At 59.3% G+C, this 20217-nt stretch carries 15 protein-coding genes and 1 riboswitch; of the genes, 10 read left to right on the top strand and 5 right to left on the bottom strand.

What is annotated here, in order from left to right; translation table 11 throughout:
* The first annotated feature begins 1002 nt into the window (after positions 1–1002).
* A complete protein-coding gene (locus ACI5GA_RS12280) occupies positions 1003–1821 on the top strand; it encodes a M48 family metallopeptidase (RefSeq protein WP_404633907.1) in 819 nt (272 codons plus the stop codon).
* A 67-nt stretch (positions 1822–1888) separates the two neighbouring features.
* Here the strand turns inward: ACI5GA_RS12280 and ACI5GA_RS12275 are convergent, their stop codons facing one another.
* From ACI5GA_RS12275 to ACI5GA_RS12265, 3 genes are all read right to left on the bottom strand, one after another.
* A complete protein-coding gene (locus ACI5GA_RS12275; RefSeq protein WP_404633905.1) occupies positions 1889–2473 on the bottom strand; it encodes a TMEM165/GDT1 family protein in 585 nt (194 codons plus the stop codon).
* Positions 2474–2562: 89 nt separating this feature from the next.
* A riboswitch (yybP-ykoY riboswitch) is annotated at positions 2563–2685 on the bottom strand.
* A gap of 39 nt (positions 2686–2724) precedes the next feature.
* Positions 2725–3723: a methyltransferase gene (locus tag ACI5GA_RS12270; protein WP_404633903.1), complete on the bottom strand. Its 999-nt coding sequence runs from the start codon at positions 3721–3723 to the stop codon at positions 2725–2727.
* Between the two features lie 79 nt (positions 3724–3802).
* Positions 3803–4768, bottom strand: coding sequence for a 2-hydroxyacid dehydrogenase (locus ACI5GA_RS12265; RefSeq protein ID WP_404633901.1), 966 nt, complete (start codon positions 4766–4768; stop codon positions 3803–3805).
* A 74-nt stretch (positions 4769–4842) separates the two neighbouring features.
* Between ACI5GA_RS12265 and ACI5GA_RS12260 the strand changes: the two genes are divergently transcribed.
* On the top strand, positions 4843–5472 hold the full coding sequence (locus ACI5GA_RS12260; RefSeq protein ID WP_421422886.1) for a LysE family transporter: 630 nt from the start codon (positions 4843–4845) through the stop codon (positions 5470–5472).
* 203 nt (positions 5473–5675) lie between these two features.
* Here the strand turns inward: ACI5GA_RS12260 and ACI5GA_RS12255 are convergent, their stop codons facing one another.
* On the bottom strand, positions 5676–6443 hold the full coding sequence (locus ACI5GA_RS12255; protein ID WP_404633897.1) for an AraC family transcriptional regulator: 768 nt from the start codon (positions 6441–6443) through the stop codon (positions 5676–5678).
* 91 nt (positions 6444–6534) lie between these two features.
* Between ACI5GA_RS12255 and ACI5GA_RS12250 the strand changes: the two genes are divergently transcribed.
* From ACI5GA_RS12250 to ACI5GA_RS12220, 7 genes are all read left to right on the top strand, one after another.
* A complete protein-coding gene (locus ACI5GA_RS12250) occupies positions 6535–7737 on the top strand; it encodes an MFS transporter (protein WP_421422885.1) in 1203 nt (400 codons plus the stop codon).
* A gap of 142 nt (positions 7738–7879) precedes the next feature.
* Entirely contained in the window at positions 7880–9556 is a 1677-nt protein-coding gene (locus ACI5GA_RS12245; RefSeq protein ID WP_421422884.1) for a fatty acid--CoA ligase, read from the top strand.
* Positions 9557–9922: 366 nt separating this feature from the next.
* Entirely contained in the window at positions 9923–11845 is a 1923-nt protein-coding gene (locus tag ACI5GA_RS12240; RefSeq protein WP_404633891.1) for a DUF1302 domain-containing protein, read from the top strand.
* A 15-nt stretch (positions 11846–11860) separates the two neighbouring features.
* Positions 11861–13225 carry a DUF1329 domain-containing protein gene (locus ACI5GA_RS12235; RefSeq protein ID WP_421425474.1) on the top strand — a complete coding sequence of 455 codons (1365 nt, stop codon included), beginning with the start codon at positions 11861–11863 and terminating at the stop codon, positions 13223–13225.
* A gap of 312 nt (positions 13226–13537) precedes the next feature.
* On the top strand, positions 13538–16297 hold the full coding sequence (locus tag ACI5GA_RS12230; RefSeq protein WP_421422882.1) for a LuxR C-terminal-related transcriptional regulator: 2760 nt from the start codon (positions 13538–13540) through the stop codon (positions 16295–16297).
* Between the two features lie 109 nt (positions 16298–16406).
* Complete coding sequence (locus ACI5GA_RS12225) at positions 16407–17729, top strand: type II toxin-antitoxin system HipA family toxin (RefSeq protein WP_421422881.1); 1323 nt, start codon at positions 16407–16409, stop codon at positions 17727–17729.
* On the top strand, positions 17726–17998 hold the full coding sequence (locus ACI5GA_RS12220; RefSeq protein ID WP_421422880.1) for a helix-turn-helix domain-containing protein: 273 nt from the start codon (positions 17726–17728) through the stop codon (positions 17996–17998). Before ACI5GA_RS12225 ends, ACI5GA_RS12220 begins: the two co-directional genes overlap by 4 nt.
* Positions 17999–18002: 4 nt before the next feature.
* On the opposite strand, the gene ACI5GA_RS12215 is transcribed toward ACI5GA_RS12220, so the two are convergent.
* Positions 18003–19202, bottom strand: coding sequence for an HD-GYP domain-containing protein (locus ACI5GA_RS12215; protein WP_421422879.1), 1200 nt, complete (start codon positions 19200–19202; stop codon positions 18003–18005).
* A gap of 355 nt (positions 19203–19557) precedes the next feature.
* Between ACI5GA_RS12215 and ACI5GA_RS12210 the strand changes: the two genes are divergently transcribed.
* Complete coding sequence (locus ACI5GA_RS12210) at positions 19558–20202, top strand: MBL fold metallo-hydrolase (RefSeq protein WP_421422878.1); 645 nt, start codon at positions 19558–19560, stop codon at positions 20200–20202.
* Positions 20203–20217: the final 15 nt, after the last annotated feature.

Below are 20217 nucleotides of genomic sequence, written 5' to 3'. Positions count from 1 at the left end.
CTGCACCGACGATGCCCTGGAATTGACCGTCGAGCATGATGGGTTCGATGAACGAAGACAGCATGACCATTTTGTCGCCGACTTTATAAGGCGCCGGGTCGATCACGCAGGCTTTGCGGGTCTCGCGGGAGCACAGGTAATACTCGCTGGAGCGGATGCCGGTGGAGAGGATTTTGGTGTCTTCCAGGCTGGCCAGCTTTTCCAGATTGAAGGTGCCGTCCGGCTTGCGGTACCACCAGGCCATGAAACGGCCGTCTTTGGGGTCGACACCTGTGATCGGCGTTTCGACGTAGGCGGCGTCATTGTGATCCAGTGCGTTGTGTTCCCAGCCAATGTAGGAACCCAGAATTTTCGGGTTACGTACGACGGTCTCGTGCAGCACGTTGAGCAGTTGTTCACGGCTCATTTTTACCAGTACTTCGCCTTTGGCGTCCTTCATGCCCAAGGTGGCGTTCAACGTCGCCAGACCCGCTGCCGTTTGCAGCGGTGCTTCCAGTTCCCGCTGGATTTCACTGGCCTGCGTTCGGGCGATTGCGGTCAGGCGTTCCTGGATGGCCTGCTCGAATTGGGCGGTTGTCCGCTTTTCCACCAAATCCTGAGTGCGTGCGCCGGAAAACAGCGCGTAAAGAACGAGGGCGGCCACAACGCTGAGCACGATGGCGCCCGCCAGTGCGGCGACTGAAAACTGGATCGATTTGAACTTCATAGGGGCTCCGGACGCGGAAGAACGTCTGAAGGAGATATCGCCTCGGTCCCCTGTTTTATTAGGTGAAACCGACGAAGTGGCCGCTTTTGAAGGCGTTTTGTCGTTTTTTGACATGCTGCCTGATTGGTCTGATTCAAAAGAGAGCATGTCATCCCGAAAGGGAGATGAAGTGTGTTTCAGCGCTGTTACGAATGTGCGATTTTTTTGGCAGGCTTTCATATGGCAATCGGCTGCTATCTGGTGCTCATCGGGCGTACCGCCTAGGATGGGCGCGATTGTTTCGATGGAGATACAAAATGCGTCAGACCTTTGTTCTGTGTGCCTTGAGCGCAGCGTTGCTGGTTGCAGGATGTCAGGCCGTCAATACCACCAGCGGCGATTCGGTAGGCGTCGAGCGCAAGCAGTACATGTTCAGCATGCTGTCGACCGATCAGGTCAATCAGATGTATGCCCAGTCCTATAAAGAGACGGTCAGCGAGGCCACAACCAAAGGCGTGCTGGATAACAGCAGCGCCGAAGCCGCCCGTGTGCAGGCGGTCGCTAAGCGTTTGATCGCTCAGGCGCCGAAGCTACGTGCCGATGCTGCCCAATGGCAGTGGGAAGTGAACCTGATCAAGAGTGACGAGTTGAACGCCAACTGTGGGCCGGGTGGCAAGATCATCGTCTACAGCGGGCTGATCGATACACTCAAGCTCAGCGATGACGAGCTGGCAGCGGTCATGGGCCACGAAATTGCCCATGCCCTGCGCGAGCACGGTCGTGAGGCGATGTCCAAGGCGTATGGCGTGCAAATGGCCAAGCAGGGCGCGGGCTCATTGTTGGGGCTGGGACAGGACAGCCTGGCCCTGGCCGATACCGTGGTCAATTACAGCCTGACATTGCCCAACAGCCGGGCGAATGAAAACGAGGCGGATTTGATCGGTCTGGAGCTGTCGGCCCGTGCCGGTTACAACCCCAATGCGGCCATTACGTTGTGGCAGAAAATGCAGGCTCAGGCGGGAGCATCGCAGCCTGAGTTCATGAGCACTCACCCGGCGTCGGAAAACCGGATTGCGTCGTTGCAGGCAGCGATTCCGAAGGTCATGCCGCTGTATGAGCAAGCACCGAAATCCTGAGGATAGGTAATAACCTTGATCGTTCCCACGCTCCGGCGTGGGAACGATCATCGAAGGGCGAATGGGGTTAAACCCAGCCGCTCACCTGCATCGCCTTGTACACCGCCACGATGGCCAGGATGAAGAACGCACCGGCCGCCAAACGGCGAATCAGCGTCAACGGCAGTTTCTCAGCGGCGAAGTTACCCGCCAGTACCACCGGCACGTTAGCCAGCAACATGCCTAATGTCGTGCCCAGAATCACCAGCCACAGGTAGGAATACTGCGCCGCCAGCATGACGGTCGCGATCTGCGTCTTGTCGCCGATTTCAGCAAGGAAGAACGCGATCAGCGTGGTCATGAATGGGCCGAATTTGCGAGCGGTATTGGCTTCGTCGTCGTCCATCTTGTCCGGCACCAGGGTCCACAGCGCAGTAGCGGTGAAGCTCGCGGCGAGGATCCAGTGCAACATGGCATCGGAGAAGAAACTGCTGAACCAGGCGCCCACGGCACCGGCTGCGGCGTGGTTGGCCAGCGTGGCTGCGACGATACCGGCGATGATCGGCCAGGGCTTGCGAAAGCGAGCAGCGAGGATAAGCGCGAGCAGTTGGGTCTTGTCACCGATTTCGGCCAGTGCGACGACCGCGGTAGGGACCAACAGGGATTCCAGCATCAGGGGTTTCCTAAGGGGCGGGTCAACACGGCTATGACACGTACAGCCTCCCCGCCCCGGGTCAGGATGTGCGTGTCATAGGTCTTGTCAAACCGCCGATCCGTCTGATGCGGATCTGGGGTCGCGCGCACCATGGTCTGAGGACCAAGTATGTTGATGCGCGCCGGACGAGCGTGAGGCTCGTGGGAGACTACTCCCCTAGGACGGAGCGGATTCTGCCTACGGGAATCCGGTTCGGCAAGCGTTAATTTTCACCCACGTTTCGCGCGGTAAATCCGGAATCCATTCCCTTCGGCCAAGATGGCACATACGCCAAGGTGCTGCTCGATGATCGGCTGGTAGCGCAGGAAGCTGTTGGCAACAAGGCGCAGTTCGCCACCTTTTTTCAGATGTTCTCGCGCTTTTCGCAGCAGGTTTTCTGTCGCGGCGTAATCGGTGTGAACGCCGGTATGAAAGGGCGGATTGGTCAAAATCACGTCCAGGTGTTCAGGCGCTGCATCGATCCCGTCGCCGGTCACTACCTCGCCTTCCAGACCATTGGCAGCCAGCGTCAGGCGGCTGCTGGCGGTGGCGAAGGCGTCGACGTCGAGCATCGTCACTTGCATGTCCGGACTGCGACGTTTGACCGCAGCACCGAGTACGCCCGCGCCGCAACCGAAGTCGAGCAAACGCCCGACAGGGAGCTTGTCGATGTGCTCCAGCAACAGGGCCGTGCCCCGGTCCAGGCGCCCATGGCTGAAGACGCCCGGCAGGCTGATCACTTTCAACGGGCCGCCGTCCATCTCGATCTCAAAGGCTTTGGCGAGGCTGTTCAACTCGACGGCGTGCGGTGCGTTCTCCACAGTGACTTGCCAGAGCTGGCAATGGCGGGCGCTGTCAAGTTTGCGGGCGCGACCGAATGGGCTCAGTTGGCGTGCGGCGGCTTCGATGCCGCCGCGCTTCTCACCCACCAGAAACAGTTCGCGACCGGTCAGACGGGAGGCCAGCGCATTGAGCAGATAGTCGGTGAGGTCTTTGGCTTTAGGCAGAAACAGTACGGCGGCCTCGAAAGGCTGGGTCGGCGCTTCGGTGCCGAAGTGGTTTCTGCCATTGAAACGGGCGTCCAGCGCGGCGAAGTCCCCAGCGTGCCAGCTCCAGCCCTGCGCGTTGGGCAGTCGGCTCAGAAGGTCGTCGGCAGGCAGGCCCGCCAGCAGCAATTCACCCTGAAACAACTCGGCCTGACGGAGTAACACTTCACTGCGCGGGTCCATCGTCGGCTCCTGAAAAAAGGGCGGAGTTTAACAGGGGAATATCAGCGCCAGGCGCGTATTTATGTGGGAGCGTGATGTTTCAACTGACCACGCGAATAGGTTGGCCCGCGTAAAACCCACGGGCGTTTTCGTTGACCTGGCCAATGATGCGCTGGCGCGCTTCCTGGCTGCCCCACGCGCTGTGCGGGGTGATGATCAGGCGCGGGATGTCGCCGGACAGCAGCGGGTTGCCGTTCACAGGAGGTTCTACGGTCAGCACGTCGGTCGCCGCGCCCGCCAGATGACCGTTGCGGAGCGCATCGGCCAAGGCTTGCTCATTAATCAGCCCGCCGCGAGCCGTGTTGACGATGAAGGCTTTGGGTTTCATCAGGCTCAATTCATGCGCGCCGAGCATGTCGCGGGTGTGTTCGTTGAGTGGGCAGTGCAGGGTTAGCGCATCGACCTGCGGCAGCAACTCGTGCAGCGGCACGCGATCTGCGCGGGCAGGACGCCCCGGGATCTGCCCCAGCAGCACGTGCATGCCGAACGCTTCGGCCAGTTTCGCCACTGCCCCACCCAGCTCGCCATGGCCCAGCAGGCCCAGGGTCTTGCCTTCCAGTTCCACGATCGGGAAATCCAATAGGCAAAACTGCTTGGATTTCTGCCACTGGCCCTGATGGATCGCCTGTTGGTAATCCGGCAGGCGAGTCGCCAGTGCCAGCAGCAACATCAGCGTGTGCTGCGCGACGGAAGGGGTGCCGTAGCCCTGGCAGTTGCTTACCACGACGCCGTGTTTACGTGCTGCATCCAGGTCGACGTTGTTGACGCCCGTTGCCGTCACGAGCACCAGTTTGAGATCCGGACACGCCGCGAACGTGGCGGCATCAATCATGATCTTATTGGAAATGGCCACCTGAGCGCCTTGCAGTCGCTCGATCACCTGATCGGCTGAAGTGCTGGCGTGCAGCACCAGTTCACCGAAGGTTTCGCGCCATGGAGTGAGATCCAGATCGCCGAGATCCAAAGAGGTGTGGTCCAGAAAAACTGCTCTGCTTTGACTCGACATCAGCTGTACCTTTTGTTCTGTGGGGTGGGAGGGGTAAGGTAGCGAGCCTACCAGAGCCTGCCGGAGCCCTCACAATGTACTGGACGGAATTTTTTACCGTTGCCCTGATTCATCTGCTTGCCGTTGCCAGTCCCGGCCCTGATTTTGCCGTGGTCGTACGTGAGAGCGTCACCCACGGCCGCAAAGCGGGCACTTACACCGCGATGGGGGTGGGAACCGCGATTTTCTTGCACGTTGGCTACTCACTGCTGGGTATCGGCCTGATCGTTTCCCAGTCCATCGTGCTGTTCAACGCGTTGAAGTGGGCGGCTGCGGCGTACCTGCTGTACATCGGTTTCAAGGCCTTGCGTGCCAAGCCAGCGGCGGCGTCGGACGCCCCGGTTGATCTCGCCAAAGGCGAGCGCACGGCACGCGGTGCGTTTACCGCCGGTTTCGTGACCAACGGCCTGAACCCGAAAGCGACGTTGTTTTTCCTCTCGCTGTTCACTGTCGTCATCAACCCGCACACGCCGCTGCTGGTGCAGGCGGGTTACGGCGTTTATCTGGCGGTAGCGACTGGCATCTGGTTTTGCCTGGTGGCGCGTTTGTTCAGTCAAGAGCGGGTGCGTGCAGGTTTTGCGCGGATGGGGCATTGGTTCGACCGCGCCATGGGTGGAGTGTTGGTGGCGCTGGGCTTGAAGCTGGCGCTGACTGAGGTGCATTGATTCGCGCTAATTTTATTGACACGGCTAAATCCCGTGGGAGTCGGCTTGCTGGCGAATGCGATGGATCTGTGACGAATGAGTTGGCTGATGTGCCGCATTCGCCAGCAAGCCGGCTCCCACAGGATTCGTGTTTGCTGCGTGATTGCGCGGCGCCGAGGTGGACTGGCGCCATTGCGAGCAAGCTCACTCCTACAAGGTACGGTTTACCGTTTCAGCTCACTCAACTGTTTCAACGCCCCCAGATATTCCCTCGGGCTTTCCCCCAGCAATCGGCTGAACATCGCGCTGAACGCTCGCGCGCTGCCGTAACCCAGGTCGTTCGCCACCCGCTGCACGCTCTCGCCCTCCAGTAACTTGGGCAGCGCTTCCATCAAACGCACCTGCTGACGCCATGCGTTGAAACTCATCCCTAGTTCCTGCGTGAACAGCCGCGTCAACGTGCGCGAGCTGGCGCCCACCTCCTGCGCCCAGTCTTCCAGCGTGTTGCCGTGATCCGGCGCTCTGAGCAGGGCCATGCAGATGCTGTGCAGGCGCCGGTCGCGGGGCATGGGGATGTGCAGCGGCAGGTTCTCAAGACTGGCGACTTCTTCCAGCATCAATTGCTGAATCAACGGATTGGCCGCGTGGGCATCGCTTTGGGTCGCCCGCACGATCAGTTCGCGGAGCAGGGGCGTGACGGCCAGCACGCAGCATTGATTCAAGCCCGAGGGGCAGCGTTCAGGCGCGATGAACAGTGAGCGCATCAACACCTCGCCCGCCATGAATGTCTCGTGTTCCACCATCGGCGGTATCCACACCGCGCGGGTCGGCGGGATCACCCAGGCCCCGCTCTGGGTCACCAGCCGCATCATGCCACTGACGGCATACAACAGCTGCGCTTGAGCGTGGATGTGCCTCGGGTGATGGCCACCGTCGGGGTAGTCCGCAGGGTGGGCAGTGACCGGGCTGTGACTGAACAGGTTGATCAACATGGCGGATTCGATGACTTAGTTGTCTCAACTGCGAATAGTCGCCAACTTAGCATGAGCATCCCTACCCACTGCAAGTTCAGGATGCATCGCTATGAATAAACCCGAACGACAGAATTCACCCAAACGGGTGATCCACTTCATCAACGCCGCTCACGTCATTGACCACATGTTCATGCTGATTTTCCCCGCCGCCGTGCTGGGCATGTCGGGCGCGTTCGGTCTGGATTACGCGCAACTGATCGGCCTGTCGCTGGGCGGTTTCATCACCTTTGGCGCGTGTTCGCTACCGGCCGGCTGGCTGGGGGATCGCTGGAGTCGGCGGCACATGATGGTGCTGTTTTTCCTCGGCATCGGCGCGGCGTCGATCTTTACCGGGCTGAGCACCAGTACCACGATGCTGGCGGTGGGCATGACGTTGATGGGTGTGTTCGCGGCGATCTACCACCCGGTGGGCACCGCGATGCTGGTGGGGTATGCGCAGAATCGCGGTCGCGAAATCGGTGTCAACGGCATGTGGGGCAACCTCGGTGTGGCATTTTCTGCGCTGTTGACCGGGTTTCTGGTGGCGCAGTTTGGTTGGCGTTCGGCGTTCATTCTGCCGGGCTGCGTGTCGATGGTGATCGGGCTGGTGTTCGCCTGGCAGATCAAGGACGAGCCGATTCCTGTACGTCCCCACACGGCACCGAAAGGCAAAGCCGGTCAGCGCATTTCCATGACCATGGTCTTCAGCGTGCTGGCCATCGCCACGGCTACCGGGGGCGTGGTGTTCAACGCCACCACCATGACCTACCCGAAACTGTTTCAGGATCGCCTGCATGACCTGTTCGCCTCGCCGCAAACCCTTGGGCTGATCGTCAGCCTGGCCTATGCCTTCGGTGCCATCGCGCAGTTGACCATTGGCCGCTTTCTCGACCGCTTCAGCCTGAAATGGCCGTTCGTGATTCTCACCGTGTGCCAGGCGCCTTTTCTGTTTGCGCTGGCTTATGTGGATAGCTGGCCGGTGATGTTGCTGGGTGCAGGGTTCATGTTCGTGGTGTTCGGTCAGGTGACGGTCAACGACGCGATGGTCGCCAATTTCGTCGCCCCGCAGTGGCAGTCTCGGGTGTTTGCACTGCGTTACTTCCTTTCGTTCGGTGCCAGCGCCACGGCCATTCCGCTGATTGCCTTCGTCGAGCCGCGTCAGGGCCTGGTGGGGCTGTACGTGATCCTCGCGGCCTTTGCGGCACTGACCTTTCTGGCGGCACTGGTTTTCCCTCGCACGCCGGCGGACAACCCCTCTGCGCAGCTCGCTTGAGGCGGCTTTGCCCTTTCAAATGGCGCAATGCCTGCACGGTCACTCGTCATTCGAATCATCCCTTTGGCTGATTTGACTGGCGAGTGAAGGCTCTAGAGTGCATATTTTCGGCACCGCCAATGCATCTTGAAAAGGGATTCCTATGCTGCAGACACGCGTGATTCCGCCAGCTGATGGCGCGTACCAGTACCCTCTGTTGATCAAACGCTTGCTGATGTCGGGCAGTCGCTATGAAAAAACGCGGGAAATCGTCTACCGGGACCAATCACGCTACTCCTATCTGACCCTCAATGAACGCATTTGCCGTCTGGCCAATGTGTTGACCGAGGCGGGGGTGAAAGCGGGCGATACCGTGGCCGTCATGGATTGGGACAGCCATCGGTATCTGGAATGCATGTTTGCCATTCCCATGATCGGCGCGGTGATTCACACGATTAACGTACGCCTGTCACCCGATCAGATTCTGTTCACCATGAACCACGCCGAAGACAAATTCGTCCTGGTCAACAGCGAGTTCGTGCCGCTCTACAAATGCTTCGCCAGCAAACTCACCACGGTGGAAAAAACCCTACTGCTCACCGACGCACCGGACAAGACCGCTGATTTGCCAAACCTGATTGGCGAGTACGAAACCCTTCTGGCCGCTGCCAGCCCGACGTATCACTTCGAGGATTTCGACGAGAACTCGGTCGCCACCACCTTCTACACCACCGGCACCACGGGTAACCCCAAAGGCGTGTACTTCACCCATCGGCAACTGGTGCTGCACACGCTGGCTGTGGCCACGATCATGGGCAGCGTCGAAGGGCTGTTGGGCACCGACAAGGTGTATATGCCGATCACGCCGATGTTCCACGTCCATGCGTGGGGCGTGCCGTATGCGGCGACGATGCTCGGTGTGAAACAGGTCTATCCTGGGCGTTACGACCCGGAATTACTGGTCAGGCTGTGGCGTGAGGAGCAAGTCACGTTCTCCCACTGCGTGCCGACCATCATGCAAATGGTGCTCAACGCCAAGGCCGCCAAAGATGCTGACTTCACCGGCTGGAACATCATCATCGGTGGCAGTTCGCTCAACCGTTCGCTCTACGAAGCGGCCAAGGCCAAGGGCATTCAACTGACGGCAGCCTACGGCATGTCCGAGACCGGGCCGTTGGTGTCGGTGGCGCATTTGAACGACGAGTTGATGGCGGGCAGCGAAGACGAGCGCATCACCTACCGGATAAAGGCCGGTGCGCCGGGCGTGTTGGTAGAGGCGGCCATCGTCGACAGCGATGGCAATTTCCTCCCTTCTGACGGCGAAACCCAAGGCGAATTGGTGTTACGCGCGCCGTGGCTGACCGAGGGCTACTACCGCGAGCCGCAAAAAGGCGCCGAGCTCTGGGCGGGCGGCTGGCTGCACACCGGCGATGTCGCGACGCTGGACAGCATGGGCGGCATTGATATTCGTGACCGGATCAAGGACGTGATCAAGACCGGCGGCGAGTGGGTGTCGTCCCTGGAGTTGGAAGACCTGTGCAGCCGCCATCCGGGTGTGCGCGAAGTGGCAGTGGTCGGGGTCGCCGATCCGCAGTGGGGCGAGCGGCCGTTCGCGTTGCTGGTTGCCCATGAGGGCCACGTCATCGACGCCAAAGCCTTGAAGGAACACCTCAAGCCGTTCGTGGAGCAGGGGCACATCAACAAGTGGGCGATTCCGAGTCAGATCGCCCTTGTTACCGAAATTCCCAAGACCAGTGTCGGCAAGCTCGACAAGAAGCGCATCCGCCTGGACATCGTCGAATGGCAGAGCACTAACAGCGCGTTCCTCTCCACCCTCTGACCCTCTCTTTTTCGCGCACATTGTCACGGTTTCGACCGGGACAATGTGTCGTGAAGGTGTCTGGCTTGCGTCTGCCTTGCCAAATTTTGAAATTCAGCCATCCTCCCTGTGCCGCGCAGTCGGTCCGTCGAAATCGGCGGATTAGAGGCGTTGACGCTGTAAATCACACTTTAGAGGGATCAAGCAGTAGCACCTGCTGGCTATAGTCGGCAGTAGGTTGGTACCGGAGAAAAACGCCCCATCGCTTCGCAGCTTCACATGGGCTGCCCGATACGCGTTGACACCCAGGCACTGCGGATCAGTCCACCTGAGTCGTTTCTGGAAGCACCCACTGCCATAAAAATAAAAGCACATGGAGTAGCGTCGATGACATCAGCAAACCTGTTCTGGCGCCGGGCGAAACTGCCTCTGGCCGTCAGCCTCGCTTCCACGCTCGCCGGTCCTGCATTCGGCGTCAGTTTCAACATCGGTGAAATCGAAGGTAATTTCGACTCGTCCCTGTCCATCGGCGCAAGCTGGTCGACGCAGAACGCCAACAAGAACCTGATCGGCTCGAACAACGGCGGACACGGTCTCTCGCAAACCTCCGACGACGGCCACTTGAACTTCAAAAGTGGGGAAACCTTTTCGAAGATCTTCAAGGGCATCCACGATCTTGAACTGAAATACGGTGACACTGGCGTGTTCCTGCGTGGCAAGTACTGGTACGACTTTGAACTCAAGGATGAAAGCCGTGAATTCAAGGACATCAGTGACTCGGGCCGCAAGGAAGGTGCGAAGTCTTCAGGTTTCGAACTGCTCGATGCATTCGTCTATCACAACTATTCCATCGCCGATGAGCCAGGTTCCGTGCGTTTCGGTAAACAGGTCGTCAGTTGGGGTGAAAGTACCTTCATTGGCGGCGGCATCAACAGCATCAACCCCATCGACGTCTCGGCGTTCCGTCGTCCCGGCTCGGAAATCAAGGAAGGCCTGATTCCGGTCAACATGTTCTACCTGTCCCAGAGCCTGACCGAGAACCTCTCGGCTGAAGGCTTCTACCAACTGGAATGGGACCAGACCGTCGTCGACAATTGCGGCACGTTCTTCTCGCAGCCTGACGTGATTGCTGATGGCTGCTCGAACAATCTGGCGGTATTGCGTACCCGGGCCGGTCTGAACTCCGCGTTGCCTGCGGCGCTGCGCAACCCGGTGCAGAACGCACTGGCGCAGCGTGGCGTAGTGTTTGGCACGCCGGATGAGGGCGCGGTGGTGCGTCGTGGTCCTGACCGTGATGCGCGTGACAGCGGCCAGTATGGCTTGGCAATGCACTATAACTTCGAGCCGCTGGACACCGAATTCGGCGCCTATTACATGAACTATCACAGCCGTCTGCCGATCTTCAGCGGTCGCGGCGCACCGGCCAGCGCCTATAGCGGCGCAGGTCTGGTCGGGCAACTGGTGGGCAACGGCGTACCGCTGGCGACCGCGACGGCTCTGGCACCGACGCTGCTGCCACTGGTGGTGGCGGGCAACTCCAGCTACTACGTCGAATACCCTGAAGACATTCACCTGTTCGGCCTGAGCTTCTCCACCACGTTGCCCACCGGCACGGCGTGGAGCGGTGAAATCAGCTATCGCCCGAACGCACCGGTGCAACTGAACACCACCGACATTCTGTATTCAGGCCTCTCGCCGTTGAACTCCAGCGTCTCGCTGCTGCAAGGCACGCCGGGTCAGGACCAGAAAGGCTATCGCCGCAAAGAGATCAGCCAGGCACAAACCACGTTCACCCACTTCTTCGATCAGGTGATGGGCGCCGAGCGTCTGACCGTGGTCGGCGAAATCGGCTGGACCCACGTCGGTGGTCTGGAGAGCACCTCGAAACTGCGTTATGGCCGTGACCCGAGCTATGGGCCTGGTCCGTTGCCAAATGGCCAATGTACGGCGCTCAACGCCAGTACGCTGGCGGGCGCGGCGCAGAACAACCTGAGCCGTTACTGCGAAAACGATGGCTTCACCACCACCGACTCCTGGGGTTATCGCGCGCGCGCCATCTGGGACTACAACAACGTGTTCGCCGGGGTGAACCTCAAGCCAAGCGTGGCCTGGTCCCATGACGTCGACGGTTATTCGCCAGGCCCGGGCGGCAACTTCGAAGAGGGTCGCAAAGCGATCAGCCTGGGTGTGGAAGCGGAGTACCAGAACACCTACACCGCCAACCTGTCCTACACCAACTTCTTCGACGGCAAGTACACCACAGTGGATGACCGCGACTTCGTGGCGCTCAGCTTCGGTATGAACTTCTAAGGAATGACCATGAACATGAAAACAACAAAAGGTCTGCTGCAGATCGGTGTACTCGGTATGTCGTTGCTGGCGACCGGAGTGATGGCGGCTGTTTCCGCCGATGAAGCCGCCAAGCTGGGCAATACGTTGACGCCGATGGGCGCCGAGAAGGCCGGTAACGCGGCCAACACCATTCCGGCCTGGAGCCCGATGCCGACCAACGCAGGAGCGGTGGACGACAAGGGCTTCCTCGCCAACCCGTACGCGAACGAAAAACCGCTGTTCATCATCACTGCGCAGAACGTCGAGCAGTACAAGGACAAGCTCGCGCCGGGCCAATACGCGATGTTCAAGCGCTACCCGGACACCTTCAAAATGCCGGTCTACCCGTCACACCGGGGCGCCACCGTGCCTGCTGACGTGTTCGCGGCCATCAAGCGCAACGCCACCAACACCAAGCTGGTCTCCGGTGGTAACGGCCTTGAGAACTTCGAAACCGCTGTGCCGTTTCCAATCCCCAAAGACGGCCTTGAAGTGATCTGGAACCACATCACCCGTTATCGCGGTGGCAGCGTCCAGCGTCTGGTGACCCAGGCCACACCGCAGACCAATGGCTCGTTCAACCCGGTGTACTTCCACGACGAGTTCGTGTTTCGCGACAAGATGAAGGACTACGATCCGAAGAATCCGGGCAACATCCTGTTCTATTTCAAACAGGAAGTGACCGCCCCAGCGCGTCTGGCGGGTACCGTGCTGCTGGTGCATGAAACCCTCGATCAGGTGAAAGAGCCGCGCTCGGCGTGGGTCTACAACGCGGGTCAACGTCGTGTGCGTCGCGCACCGCAAGTCTCTTACGACGGCCCGGGTACGGCAGCGGACGGTCTGCGCACTTCCGACAACCTGGACATGTACAACGGCGCTCCGGACCGTTACGACTGGAAGCTGATCGGCAAGCAAGAGATGTACATTGCGTCCAACAGCTACAAGCTCGACGACCCGAAACTCAAGTACACCGACATCATCAAGGCCGGGCACATCAATCAGGATTTGGCGCGCTATGAACTGCGCCGCGTCTGGCACGTGACCGCCACGCTGAAGGAAGGTCAGCGCCACATCTACGCCAAGCGTGACTTCTTCATCGACGAAGACACCTGGCAGGCGGCGGTGATCGACCACTACGACGGCCGTGGCCAACTCTGGCGTGTGGCCGAGGCCCATGGCGAGAACTACTACGACAAGCAAGTGCCGTGGTACGCCCTGGAAACCCTGTACGACCTGCAATCGGGCCGTTACCTGGCGCTGGGCATGAAGAACGAAGAGAAGAAGGCATACGACTTCGGCTTCACCGCCACCATCAGCGACTTCCAGCCTAACGCGCTGCGTCAGGAAGGCGTGCGCTGATCCGATGACCGAATTGGCGCAGAGCGGTGCACTGTTGATCACAGCCACTGAGCACTCGTTGTCCTGCGCCGCTTTACCCTATGGCCGAACCCCATGGTGGCAAGAAGAAAACACCCCGATTCGTCGGGGTGTTTTCTAGCACACATCGTTTCAGGCACACCCGTCCCCAAACATATAAAGCAACATTCGCGCTGTTGATTGGATATGTTTTCTTACAGTCTTTCGTCGAACATTCTTCAAAACCCGCACCATAGCCGCTAGTCTCCCGACAGTTGAACGCCGAATAACAAACACTTCCAACAAGAGTCGGCCATGACTGATCTGTCGCGTTTGCAAGGATTCGCAAATCACGCAGTCACTGCACTGGAGGGGCGTTTCTTTCGTCCGCCACTGCCTGAAGGCTATGTGCCCAGGCCGCGTTTGTGCGAGCGCCTGAGTGCCGGTCTTTCAGGGCGTTTGCTGTTGGTCAGCGCGCCAGCCGGGTTCGGCAAAAGCTCCCTCGCTGTTGAGTTCTGCGAAAGCCTTCCTGATCAATGGCAGAACCTGTGGCTGGGGTTGAGTCAGCGCGATAGCGACCCCGGCCGATTCCTCGAACGCCTGCTTTCAGGCCTCCAGCAATTCTTCCCGCAACTCGGCAGCCAGGCCCTTGGCCTGTTGAAAATGCGTCAGCGGCATCAGCCTTTTGCCTTTGAGGAGTGGCTCGACGGCCTGCTCGATGAACTGGCGATGCACCTGATGCTCAGCAAACCGCTGCTACTGGTGCTCGACGACTATCACCTCGTGCAAGGCCCGGTGCTCGACCGCTGTCTGCAATTTCTCCTCAATCACTTGCCTGCCGGGCTGGCCGTCATGGTTACCAGCCGTCAGCGTCCGGATTGGCATCTGGCGCGGCTGCGGCTGTCGCGGCAACTGCTTGAACTGTCTGAGCAAGACCTGCGCCTCACTGACGAAGAGTCCAGGGCGGTGCTCAATCAGCAGAGCAATTCGCTGAGCGAAGACGCGCTGAAAAACCTGCTGCAACGCAGCGAGGGCTGGGTCGCCGGTCTGAGGTTCTGGTTGCTGGCGGCCACCGAAGCCGGGGATAACCCCCTGACCCAGGAACTCAATGGTGGCGAAGGGTTGATCCGCGATTACTTGCTTGAAGAGGTCATCGACTGCCTGCCCGCCGACGTCCAGGCCTTCTTGTATGAAACCGCCTGCCTTGAGCGCTTTTGCAGTGCGCTGTGTAACGCCGCTCGCGACACTCACGACAGCGCCGAAATCCTCGCCTTCCTTCAGGCCCATCAAGTGTTTCTGGTGCCATTGGATGAGCACGGGCGCTGGTTCCGCTATCACCACTTGTTCTCCGACCTGCTGCGTGCTCGGGCCGGAAGTAACGTTGCGCCCCAGCAGCGCCGCCTGCACTTGAACGCCTGTCGCTGGTTCAGTGAACAGGGCTTGCTGGATGAAGCGATTGAGCAGGCCTTGCGCGCAGGCCATCACGACGTTGCTGCGAATCTGGTGCAGAACCTGTCCGAAGAGCAACTGCTGGCCGAGCAAAATGTGGGCATGTTGCTGCGCTGGAAAATGGACTTGCCCGACAGCTTACTGATCAGCACGCCGCGTCTGATCGTGCTGTATGCCTGGGCGTTGGGGCTGGCGTGCCAACTCGATGCCGCCGAAGAACTGGGCAATCACCTCAGTCGCTTTCTACCTGCACCTTCGGCGACGGCGCAAAAGTCCATGCTGGCTCAATGGTTGGCGCTGAGCGGCATCATCGCCCGAGGTCGCGGTGACAGTTACACCGCACAGCGTTATTGCAGCGAAGCGCTGGCCAGTCTTCCGCAAAAGCGCTACGGCCAGCGCTTGTTGTGCCTGTCGACCTTGGCCAATCTGGCGATTGCCGAAGGCGATTTATGGCGTGGTCGCGCACTCAATCGCGAGGCACTGGAGTTGGCGCAGCGAGTGGCCAATCCGCTGTTCGAAGCGCTCGCCCACTATGATCGTGCGCGCACCTTGCAGGCTCGGGGTGAAGCGTTACGTGCGCTGGAAGAGGTGCGCCAAGGCCTGCGACGTCTCAATGGATTGTCCTCGCAACGGCTTTACGCCGTGCGAGCGCGGCTGACCTTGTACGAGGGCTATCTGCTCGTTCAGTGTTTGCAATCCGAGGCCGGACGCGCCCGTCTCGGCGCGGGGCTGACCGAGGCTCGCGCCTGTCGCGACATCAGCGTGCTCATCGGCCACTGCGTCATCGCCGGGCTGGAGGGACGGGAGGGGCGCTTTGCCGAGGCCTTTGCCGAACTGGCCGAGGCTGAGCGGTTGATGCACATCTGGGATGTGCCGCCGGTGTATTACCTCGCGATGATTACCTTGGCCAAGTGCGAGCTGTGGCTGGCGCAGGGGCGCATCGATCTGGCCGACGCCTGGCTGCTGCGTCTGGGCCAGACGTATGGTGGCGATCACCCGGCTGCGGCGCCTGAATGCCTGCCGCAAATGCCACAACACATCGAACTGCTGCGGGCCATTCTTGACCGCATTCAGGGGCGGACCGATGACGCCGCTCGACGCCTGAGCCAACTGAGCGACTACGCCCAGCGCATCGGCGCGGGATTGCTGGGACTGTATGCGACCAGCCAACATCTGTTGCTCGCACTGGCCATGTCGGATAAAAGCCAGGCTCAAGACATGCTCAGCCGCAGCCTTCAGGGCGCGACCGGCGGCGCAGTCCTGCCGTTCTTTGGCATCATTCATCAGCACGGCAACTGGCTGCGCGAACAGTTACTCAAACGCCCACGCTGCCGACTGGTCGACTACCTGCTCAATCAGCTTCCCCCTGGCGCCGACAAAGACATGCCTTGTGCCCGCGACGTCAGCGAACCGATCGCATGCCCCGGCGGCGACCCCCTCAGCGCGCGGGAACTGGGCGTGCTGCAACTCATTGCCCAAGGCTGCTCCAATCAGGAAATCAGTGAACGGCTGTTCATCTCGCTGCACACCGTGAAAACCCACGCCAGCCACATCAACAGCAAGCTGGGAGTGGAGCGCAGAACTCAGGCGGTGGCGAGGGCGCAGGAGTTGGGGTTGTTGGGGTGATAGGCATTTAAATACCGATTTGTTGTCGGATTAACTTTTCTTTAGGCATTAAATTGCCTTTTTTTCGCTGCGGATTTATTTTTTAGGCATTAAATTGCCGGATCCTCCCATGAACCTCACCCTTCAGCTCTACGCATCTGGCCAATGGCAAGACGTCATGCGCATTGAGTTTGAAAAGACTGAGCTTGGCCAAAATAGCCCATGCAACTTCGGTTACGACCAACACTACCTGGTCGAGCATCTGGGGCACTTGGGACGGCCGACTGCCCAGTCCGTCAGCGCCCGTATTCCTTTGGCTTGGGATCTTTATAGAACGCCGGGCTTTCCTGCCTTCTTGCTCGATATTCTGCCCTCCGGCGCTGCTCGCCGTTTTTTGCTGGCACGACTGTCAATTCCGGAGAAGCAAGGTGCGTCTGCTGACTTGGCGTTGTTGCAACGTTGCACTCCCGCTCCGATCGGGCACCTTAGAATCAAAGAGTCTGTCGAGACGTTGGGGCAACATACCGGCCTGGGTTTTGATCGAGCAGAAGTGATCGCCCGCGACAGCCGCTTTCTGGAGTACGCCTATGAGCAAGGCGCTGCCGTCGGCGGGGCTACGGGCGCGGGCGGCGAAGCCCCCAAATTATTGCTTGCTGAAGATGCTCGGGGATTGATGCACCCTGACGCTACGCTGGCCGACGAAGCTGTTCGGCAACATTGGTTCGTGAAGTTCTCTCGTAACAATGGGAATGCAACCGACCGCACGATCCTCAGGAGTGAGTTCTGTTACTACCAGGCGTTGGCGAAAATCGGCATGAACGTCGTGCCATGCGACGGCATGCGTCTTGAAGAGGCGCGCAAGCCGAGCCTGTGGATGAGGCGTTTCGATCGCAAAGTCGATGAGAATGGTGTCAGCCGACTGGGCGTCGAGTCGGTTTACTCGTTGGCTGACGTTACGCGCCCAGGCAGTTATATGACGCATCCTCAAGCGGTTGCAGCGCTTGCCCAAGCCTGGTCTGCCAATGGCCAGCAGAATGAAATTCCCCAAATGGTCGCGGAATACGTGCGTCGTGATTTGATCAATCAGGTTCTTGGGAACAGTGATAACCACGGTCGCAACACGTCCATCCTGCGCGAAGAGACGCGCCTCTCACTGGCGCCCATTTATGATCTGGCGCCCATGGTCATGGACGAAGAGGGCGTGACACGCACCACTAAATGGCCCGACCCCATTGAGCGGGCCGGTGAGGTGGAGTGGCTAGCGGCGTGCCGTTCGCTCGCTGCGTGGGCCGATCCCGATCAGCTTTTTGAGCGACTAAGGGCAGACGCCAAGCAACTGCTGGCGTTGCCCGACTTGCTAAATGAGGGGGGACTGCCGCAACAGACCTTCAAACATCCGCGTGTGGCATTGAGTCGACTGCAGGCGACTTTTCAAACGTGGGGGCTGGCATGACGGATGAAATACGCCAACGCGGGATCATTCTCGATGAGCTTCGGGATCATCTGTCCACGGGCAGCATCAGCATCGGAGAGGCCGTGAAACGGCTGCGCAACGAAGTGACCGGTTTGCGGCAGGAACAGTTTGCCTCTATGTGCAAAATATCCTTGCGTACCCTTCGTCAGATCGAACAGGACGAGGGAAATCCAACGATCCAGACGCTGAATGCGGTGTTCAAGCCCTTTGGAATGCGGGTCGGTATCTTGCCCTTGCAGCGGAGTTGATGACTCAGACCGCCGCATCCCCCGCCCACATTTTCTCAACGTCACGCACGCCCCAGTCCTCGGCCCGTTCGTATTTCACGATGGCGTCATGTTCGTCGGTGCAGGCCAAGTCGACGATTTCCGGCATGAACGTGATGCGGGTGCGGGTGGAAAGAAAGACTTTCACTTTGGGGTGCAGCAGCGATTTCTCGCCCTGTTCCATGACCACCCCCAGGCGCTCGCTTTTCAGACGAACCAGCGCGCCAACCGGGTAGATGCCCACGGTTTTGACGAAGTGCTGGAAAATCGTGTCGTCGAAGTGGCCTTTCCAGGACGCCATTTCGCGGATCGATTGCGCAGCGTCCCAACCTTTCTTGTAAGGCCGGTCTGAGGTCACGGCGTCGTAGACGTCGCAGATCGCCCCCATCTTGGCGTAGATGCTGATTTCATCGCCTTTCAGACCGTGAGGATACCCCGTGCCATCCATCTTCTCGTGGTGATGCAAGCAGACATCCAGCACCGCTTTGGTGGCTTGCCGGGTGTCTTGCAGAATCTTCAGTCCGGCCTGAGGGTGATATTTCATCGCCTCAAATTCTTCAAATGTCAGCCGGTCCGGTTTGTTGAGGATCGTTTTGGGAATCATCATCTTGCCCACGTCGTGCATCAACCCCGCAACGCCCGCTTCGCGCACCTGTTCCTCGTTCAGTTCCATTTGCCGCGCTAGCGCCACCATCAGCGCGCAGACCGCGACCGAATGCATGTAGGTGTATTCGTCAGAGGTTTTCAGGCGCGACAGGCTGATCAGTGCGTGAGGATGACGCATCACCGAGGTGGAAATTTCTTCGACCAGAAGATCGACGTCCTTGGCGTTCATCGCTCGCCCCATGCGCGCGTCGGTGAACATGGTCATGACCGCAGCCTTGGCCCGACCGCAGATGGCCTTGGCCCGAGCCAGCTCTTTTTCCATGGTGCTGGGCGTGGTGTCCGCCTCGCGGGTGCTCGACGGAGCGAAGGCCAGAATCGTCGTCTGCTCGTCGGGGCTTTTGCCGCGACCGGTGTCGATCCATACCTCGCGCGTCGAAGCCTGAATGCGCTGCAACACCGTCTCGTCGCTCAGCTCGCGTTCGACATGCTGAGTCCAGAACGGATCATGAAGCCGCGGGCGGCAGAACTCGTGGATGTACATGCCCAGCCTTAGATCGGAAACCGCGATTTTTCTTAGCATGGAGCCTGCTCGTTACGCTTGGGGGCCTGGCTGCCTTGCGGGGTCATCGAGTGACATCTTATCTACTCGAACGCCACACATTTCGATGGTTGCGCAAGGCCAGTATATGAGCGGTTTTTGGAAAAATACATCAACCGAAACAGGGGGGCTGGAAGGGTGCGTTTTCAGGTTTCTCCTGATTAAACAAACCGTTATTTACAGATGTTCGACGGGCATCAAAGAGTCAGGCAAAAAATAAAATCCTTACCTTTCTGACCATAGTCGAAAAACCACTCAGTTGAGAGGGATGATGGCGTTGCAAGTACATTGGCGTGTTGTAATTGCCTTACACAGTCACCTGATTTTTGGATTGCCTATGAACACCCCTCAACCCACCCTCATCCGCGAAACCTTCCCCGTCGGCCCGCTGCAATGCAATTGCACGATTATCGGTGATCCGGTCACTCAGACGGCCATCGTGGTCGACCCGGGCGGCAACCCCGAATTGATTATGGCCAGGCTCGACGCACATGGCCTGAAGTGTGTGAGCATCATCCATACCCATGCGCATCTGGATCATTTTCTGGCGTCAGGGCAGTTGAAGGAAAAGACTGGAGCGACGTTGCATCTGCACAAAGAGGATCAGTTCTTGTGGGACAACCTCGAAACCCAGTGTCAGGTGTTTCGCGTGCCGTATGTACCCGTTCCGCCGCCGGATCGCTGGCTAGAGCACGATGAGGAGCTGGCCTGTGGCTGCGGCGTGGCCTTGCACACACCGGGGCATACGCCGGGGTCGATGAGTTTCTGGTTCGAAGACGCCAAGTTGCTGATCGCAGGCGACACGTTGTTCAAGCGAGGCGTGGGTCGCACCGATTTGTGGGGAGGCGATCAGGCGACCATTGTGCGTTCGATCAAGCAGCGGCTGTACACGCTGGATGAGGCGGCCACGGTGGTGACAGGCCACGGGCCAGACACACGACTGGGTGATGAAATGCGTGAAAATCCATTTGTCCGGGCGTGAAATCGTTCAGGCGAC

The sequence above is a fragment of the Pseudomonas sp. Pseu.R1 genome (assembly GCF_045764065.1).
In the GTDB taxonomy this organism is placed as follows: domain Bacteria; phylum Pseudomonadota; class Gammaproteobacteria; order Pseudomonadales; family Pseudomonadaceae; genus Aquipseudomonas.
The sequence above is the reverse complement of the archived record's forward strand: the minus strand, read 5'-3'. Positions and strand labels throughout refer to the sequence as shown.

Excerpts from the sequence above, each read along its gene's own strand:
- ACI5GA_RS12280 (WP_404633907.1), top strand. The coding sequence starts at position 1,003 with ATGCGTCAGACCTTTGTTCTGTGTGCCTTGAGCGCAGCGTTGCTGGTT.
- ACI5GA_RS12275 (WP_404633905.1), bottom strand. The coding sequence starts at position 2,473 with ATGCTGGAATCCCTGTTGGTCCCTACCGCGGTCGTCGCACTGGCCGAA.
- ACI5GA_RS12270 (WP_404633903.1), bottom strand. The coding sequence starts at position 3,723 with ATGGACCCGCGCAGTGAAGTGTTACTCCGTCAGGCCGAGTTGTTTCAG.
- ACI5GA_RS12265 (WP_404633901.1), bottom strand. The coding sequence starts at position 4,768 with ATGTCGAGTCAAAGCAGAGCAGTTTTTCTGGACCACACCTCTTTGGAT.
- ACI5GA_RS12260 (WP_421422886.1), top strand. The coding sequence starts at position 4,843 with ATGTACTGGACGGAATTTTTTACCGTTGCCCTGATTCATCTGCTTGCC.
- ACI5GA_RS12255 (WP_404633897.1), bottom strand. The coding sequence starts at position 6,443 with ATGTTGATCAACCTGTTCAGTCACAGCCCGGTCACTGCCCACCCTGCG.
- ACI5GA_RS12250 (WP_421422885.1), top strand. The coding sequence starts at position 6,535 with ATGAATAAACCCGAACGACAGAATTCACCCAAACGGGTGATCCACTTC.
- ACI5GA_RS12245 (WP_421422884.1), top strand. The coding sequence starts at position 7,880 with ATGCTGCAGACACGCGTGATTCCGCCAGCTGATGGCGCGTACCAGTAC.
- ACI5GA_RS12240 (WP_404633891.1), top strand. The coding sequence starts at position 9,923 with ATGACATCAGCAAACCTGTTCTGGCGCCGGGCGAAACTGCCTCTGGCC.
- ACI5GA_RS12235 (WP_421425474.1), top strand. The coding sequence starts at position 11,861 with ATGAAAACAACAAAAGGTCTGCTGCAGATCGGTGTACTCGGTATGTCG.
- ACI5GA_RS12230 (WP_421422882.1), top strand. The coding sequence starts at position 13,538 with ATGACTGATCTGTCGCGTTTGCAAGGATTCGCAAATCACGCAGTCACT.
- ACI5GA_RS12225 (WP_421422881.1), top strand. The coding sequence starts at position 16,407 with ATGAACCTCACCCTTCAGCTCTACGCATCTGGCCAATGGCAAGACGTC.
- ACI5GA_RS12220 (WP_421422880.1), top strand. The coding sequence starts at position 17,726 with ATGACGGATGAAATACGCCAACGCGGGATCATTCTCGATGAGCTTCGG.
- ACI5GA_RS12215 (WP_421422879.1), bottom strand. The coding sequence starts at position 19,202 with ATGCTAAGAAAAATCGCGGTTTCCGATCTAAGGCTGGGCATGTACATC.
- ACI5GA_RS12210 (WP_421422878.1), top strand. The coding sequence starts at position 19,558 with ATGAACACCCCTCAACCCACCCTCATCCGCGAAACCTTCCCCGTCGGC.